This is a genomic window from Micromonospora sp. NPDC052213 (assembly GCF_040679695.1).
Taxonomy (GTDB): Bacteria; Actinomycetota; Actinomycetes; order Mycobacteriales; family Micromonosporaceae; genus Micromonospora.
Genome location: NZ_JBFAVI010000274.1, coordinates 1 through 5,379 on the forward strand (window position 1 = coordinate 1; position 5,379 = coordinate 5,379).

Here is a 5,379-nt window from a genome sequence, read left to right on the forward strand (position 1 = left end):
AACCAGTCCGGAAAATACGAGCCAGAACGCAGCTTCGGGATCGCCAGGTCGATCGTCCCCGCCCGGGTGTCCCACTCCCGAGGCCGGTAGCCGTTACGCGAGTTCACCCGCTCGTCGCTGCGCTGCCCATACCCGGCACCGCAGACCGCGTCCGCTTCGGCGGACATCACCGCCTGCGCGAAAGCTTTGATCATCGCCTGCAACACATCCGGCGACGCGCCCACGATCTGCTCGCACAGCAGGTCAACAGGGTTCACACTCTCAGATGCGGCCATCGCGCATCACTCTCCTTCACTGACTTAAAACTCCTAACTAAATGATGTTGGGCGTGTCCTCGGGACGTGAGGATCGTTCTGTCTGAACGTGAGGAGGGGTGAGCAGCCGCCGTGGATCGTCTCGGACGAGTTGTGGGCCGAGATCGCGCCGCTGCTGCCGCCCCGTCCGCCTCGCCGGTACCGCTACCCCGGCCGCAGGCCCCTCGATGACCGCAAGGTGCTGTGCGGGATCCTGTTCGTGCTCTACACCGCGATTCCATGGGAGTACCTGCCCCAGGAACTGGGCTTCGGGTCGGGAATGACCTGCTGGCGCAGGTTGCGGGACTGGAACGACGCCGGCGTCTGGCAACAACTACACGAGATCCTGCTCGGCAAGCTCCGCGCCAGCGGACAGCTCGACATGTCCCGGGCGGTGATCGACGGCTCCCACATCCGAGCGCTCAAAGGCGGCCCAAAACCGGTCCGAGCCCAGTCGACCGCCGCAAGCCAGGCTCGAAACACCACGTCATCACCGACGCGGGCGGCATCCCCCTCGCCGCGAGCCTGACCGGTGGCAACCGCCACGACGTCACCCAACTGCTGCCCCTGGTCGACAAGATCCCCGGATCAAGGGCATCCGCGGCCGACCCCGACAACGGCCACAGCGGATCTACGCCGACCGCGGCTACGACTACGACTGCTACCGCCGCCAGCTTCGGGCCAAGGGCATCACCCCAGTCATCGCCCGCCGCGGCACCGGCCACGGCTCCGGACTCGGCACCCGACGGTGGGTCGTCGAACAGACCATCACCCTGCTGCACTGGTTCCGCCGCCTACGCATCCGCTGGGAGATCCGCGACGACATCCACGAAGCCTTCCTCACCCTCGCCTGCGCCATCATCTGCTGGCGCAGACTCCAACGCTCAAAGAGTTAGGAGTTGTTAGCCGTCTCGAAGGATCGCGCGGTGGCCGTCTCCTATCTACGCAACACGCCCATCACGGGCAAGTCGTACACCACTTCCATGGACGCAGCCCTTGTTTTCTTGGCGTCCACTTTTGGTCTATTTAGGGAGAGGAAGCTCTTCGCCTCTCACCCGACTGCGCTCGCCCGAGCCGTCGGCCCCTGATGCACTGATCTCGACAGAGCCGTGAGCGGCTGATCATGTTCCAGAGGCCAGGTAGGCAGCGAGGATGTAGTTGGGTGCCGGTCGAGGTTCTTACGGGCGCGGTCGTAGCGCATGGTGGTTCGCGGATCGGCATGGCGGGCGGCGATCTGCACGTCACGCAGGCTGACGCCGGCGTCGAGCATGGTCGTCACGAACGTGTGGCGCAGCATGTGCGGGTGCATCCTCGGCATCCGGATCCCCGCCGTGTGGGCGAGGCGCTTGAGCCGGCGGGTGGCGGCATGCCGGTCCATCCGAACACCATGGATGTTGCGCAGGATCGGCCCGGCGGTGCGCTCGTCGATGGCCCGATCGATAGCTCGGGCCACCGCAGGTTGCAGCGGGACGAGGACGACCTTGCCGCCTTTGCCGCGTACGCGTAGTACCGGTGGCCGTGTTCCTCGCCGAGGTCGGCGATGTTCGACCCGCAGGCTTCGAAGATCCGCAGGCCGAGCAGGCCCAGGAGTGCGACGAGGGCGAAGTCGTTCGGGTTCGAGGACTGTCGGGCGGTCGTGATCAAAGCCTCGAACTGTAGGTGCCCCAGTCCGAGGGTCGGCGACTCGGCCGGCACCGTGGGCGACGGACGTAGTCGGCTGGCGAGTGCTCCAGGATCGCGTCGATGACGCAGACCCGATAGAAGCCGACCACGACCGACAGTCGACGGGACACCGTCGAGGGCTGGTACCGGCGGACGTCCTGCAGCCAACGCACGTACCGCTCGATATCCACCCGCGCCGCAGCCAGCGGGTCAAGGCCGTGCTCGGCGCACCAGCGCAGGAAGACCCGCAGGTCGGACTCGGTGTGGACGCGAGTCTGGCCACGGTAACGGCCGAGAAAGGCCGACACCGCGGCGCGCACAACGAGTTGATCGGCCAGCACGACAGGGGAAGCGGAAGCAGAAGAGATAGCCATACATCACCGTGCGTCACCGCCTGCGATGAACACCAGCCCACCTGAAGCGGCACGAGCGAGCACCTGATCGAGCGCGCGTTCACACGGTCCCTCGGTGCGAGCCTGGCGTGCCTGAGAAGTTGTTCGACCACCCAGGCCTGTCGGTGCCCGGGAAGGCAACCACAGCGTGAGTCAAGATTTACTCAACGGCCCCGCCGGCCAACTGGCGGAAACTGCTGACCGCCGGCCCGGCACCCCACCGCCGTACGCGCTCCGGTCGGCTGACCGCCGGCCACCGGCGCCCGTCTGTGACCGTGCGGACAGCCGGAAACGCGTTTTTCCGATTGGCGGTCGCTGCGTAGGATCTCCGGCGATCAAGGGGGATGAAACGGTGGGCGATTTCCAGCAGTTCGTGACGGATGTGACTTCGCGCCTGTCCACGATGTCCAGGGGTGAGTTGTACACCGTCGGCGACGGTCTCGACCGGGACTCACTCTGGCTCACCTTTCTCGATTCCTTCCCCGCCGGCACCAATCTGCGGTTCCGTGAGCGATCCGAGTACGACTGCTCGACCTGCCGCGGCTTTATCAAGCACTTCGGCAACGTCGTCGAGATCCACGACGGGCGGGTCCGTACCGTCTGGTCCGGGGTGTCGGCATCCGACCCGGTCTTCTCCGTCGTCGCCGCCGCTCTGGACGAGTTCGTTCTTTCGCTGCCGTTGTCCACCATCTTCCGGTCCACTCAGGCGCAGTACGGGACAAAGACCACCCGAACGCTGCGCGACGGCCAGGTCGAGGTGTGGCACCACCTGCACGGCCGGGTGGAGAAGCGGCATCGCATCGAGGACGTCGGCGCGGCACAGGGCAACTTCGACGCCGCGGTGCAGGTCTTCCAGCGTGGCCTGGCCGAACTGACCCGGCACGCTCTGGACACCGTCGTCGACCTCGTCGACGACAACGCCCTCTACCGCGGCGCAGAGCATCGCCGGGCGGTGACCGAGTTCCGCTCGCTGCAGAACCGGTGGACCCAGGCGACCGACCGACGTGCCTTCGTCTTCGCCAACGCCATGAACCCGGCGGCCCGGTTCCGCAACACGGTGATCGGCACCCTCGTCCAGGATCTCTCCGCGGGCGTCGACCTGGAGCAGGCGGTCCGGTCGTTCGAGGCGAAGGTGGCGCCGCAGAACTACCAGCGCCCCACGGCGTTGATCACCCCGGGCATGGTCAAGGCCGCCATGAGGACCATTGCCGAACTGGGTATCGAGGAGTCGTTGCAGCGACGGTTCGCCCGGCTGTCCGACGTGTCGGTCACCAACGTGCTGTGGGTCGACAACGACACCCAAACACGGATGAAGGACGGCATCGAAGGGCTGCTCATGCAGGCGGCCACCACCCGGTCGTCAGGTGCGCTCCTACGCGACGCCAAGCCGGAAGAGATTCCCGTGGTCTCCTTCATGAAGGACATCCTGCCCGGCGCCGCCACCATCGACCTGTGGGTCGCCAACACCTACGAGCCGCACCTCGTCAGCCTCACCACCGGCCGGCGCCCGACTGCTCCGCGGTTGTTCAAGTGGGACAACGATTTCGGCTGGTCGTACGGCGGCAACGTCACCGACTCGATCAGGGAGAAGGTCAAGCGGGCCGGCGGCAACGTCACCGGCAAGCTGCGGGTGAGCCTGTCCTGGTTCAACCACGACGACCTCGACCTGCACGTGTACGAACCCAACGGCGACCACATCTGGTACCAGGAGAAGCGCAACAAGCTGGACGTCGACATGAACGCGGGCGGGACGCTCTCCCGCGAGCCGGTGGAGAACGTCACCTGGACCGACCGTGTCCCCGACGGTGAGTACCGAATCGAGGTAAACCAGTACCGCAAGCGGGACAGCACCCAGGTCGGCTTCGTGATCGAGACCGAGAGCAACGGGAAGATTGAGCATTACAGCCACGAGCGCGCAGTCGGCCACAAGGAGACCGTCGAGGTGGGCCGGATGACGGTTGCCGGCGGGGTGATCACCGCTTTCCGGCCGGGTAAGGACGTGCAGCCGGGCAGTGCGGGCAAGGAGTTGTGGGGCATCACCACCGAACAGTTCGTACCGGTGTCCACCATCATGTACTCGCCGAACTACTTCGACGACAACGAGGTCGGCAACCGGCACTACTTCTTCATGCTGAAGGGGTGCGTGAACGACCAGCCGACGCGGGGGATCTACAACGAGTTCCTCCGCAGCGACCTGCAACCGCACCGCAAGGTGTTCGAGGTTCTCGGCGACCGCACCAAGTGCGAGCCGTCTCCGGATCAGCTTTCCGGCCTCGGCTTCAGCTCCACGGTCCGCAGCTCCGTGGTCGCCAAGGTGACCATGACCGGCGGCCGGCGCCGCCTCATCAGCATCCAGTTCTGATTCCCTACCCCGATATTTCAGAGAGGCTACCGTGACCATTTTCGAGAAGGCCACACGGGAGAAGTTCCGCTATCCGTCGGCCAAGGGACTGCTGACCACGGAACAGCTGTGGGAGCTTCCGCTGACCGCCAAGTCCGGCTTCAGCCTCGATGATGTGGCCAAGGCGGTCAACGCCGAGCTCAAGGCCGTCGACACCGAGTCGTTCGTGGCCACCGAGGCCAATCCAGCCAAGGCAACCTTGGAGACCAAGCTGGAGGTCGTCAAGCACGTCATCGCCGTCCGCCTCACGGAGGACCAGGCGGCGAAGGCGGCGGCGGCCAAGAAACTGGAGAAGGAGAAGCTGCTGGCGGTCCTGGCCCGCAAGCAGGACGCGGCACTGGAAAACCTGACCGAGGCAGACCTACTGGCCCGAATCAACAACCTGTAGCCCGCCGACAATCAGCGTCTGCCAGCGGACCCGCACATCGCCGAGAAGTACGGTCGCCATGCAAGACCTGTGCGGCCAGGCCGGCGCTCACGGCCACTTCTCGGCGAACTCACATCGGTACAACAGCGACCGCGACGCCCTCTCATCGGCTACTTACAACTCCTAACTAAATGATGTTGGGCGTATCCGGTTGGACGTGAGGATCGTTCTGTCTGAACGTGAGGAGGGGTGAGCAGCCGCCGT

Annotated in this window: 5 protein-coding genes and 1 pseudogene; 3 read left to right on the forward strand and 3 right to left on the reverse strand. The window is 65.5% G+C overall.

Annotated elements, in window-relative coordinates:
• The coding region (locus AB0L34_RS32665) for a transposase (protein WP_363709399.1) at positions 1-275 on the reverse strand (275 nt) is incomplete at its 3' end.
• A 115-nt stretch (positions 276-390) separates the two neighbouring features.
• Here AB0L34_RS32665 and AB0L34_RS32670 point away from each other — a divergent pair.
• Positions 391-1,189, forward strand: a pseudogene (locus tag AB0L34_RS32670) (IS5 family transposase).
• 155 nt (positions 1,190-1,344) lie between these two features.
• Here AB0L34_RS32670 and AB0L34_RS32675 read toward each other — a convergent pair.
• Both AB0L34_RS32675 and AB0L34_RS32680 read right to left on the reverse strand, forming a co-directional pair.
• Positions 1,345-2,052, reverse strand: a complete 708-nt coding sequence (locus AB0L34_RS32675; protein WP_363709405.1) for a tyrosine-type recombinase/integrase — start codon at positions 2,050-2,052, stop codon at positions 1,345-1,347.
• A complete protein-coding gene (locus AB0L34_RS32680; RefSeq protein WP_363709407.1) occupies positions 1,934-2,296 on the reverse strand; it encodes a site-specific integrase in 363 nt (120 codons plus the stop codon). The genes AB0L34_RS32675 and AB0L34_RS32680 overlap by 119 nt, the downstream gene beginning before the upstream one ends.
• Positions 2,297-2,699: 403 nt before the next feature.
• On the opposite strand from AB0L34_RS32680, the gene AB0L34_RS32685 reads away from it, so the two are divergent.
• Complete coding sequence (locus tag AB0L34_RS32685) at positions 2,700-4,709, forward strand: hypothetical protein (protein WP_363709401.1); 2,010 nt, start codon at positions 2,700-2,702, stop codon at positions 4,707-4,709.
• 31 nt (positions 4,710-4,740) lie between these two features.
• A complete protein-coding gene (locus AB0L34_RS32690) occupies positions 4,741-5,136 on the forward strand; it encodes a hypothetical protein (RefSeq protein ID WP_363709403.1) in 396 nt (131 codons plus the stop codon).
• Positions 5,137-5,379: the final 243 nt, after the last annotated feature.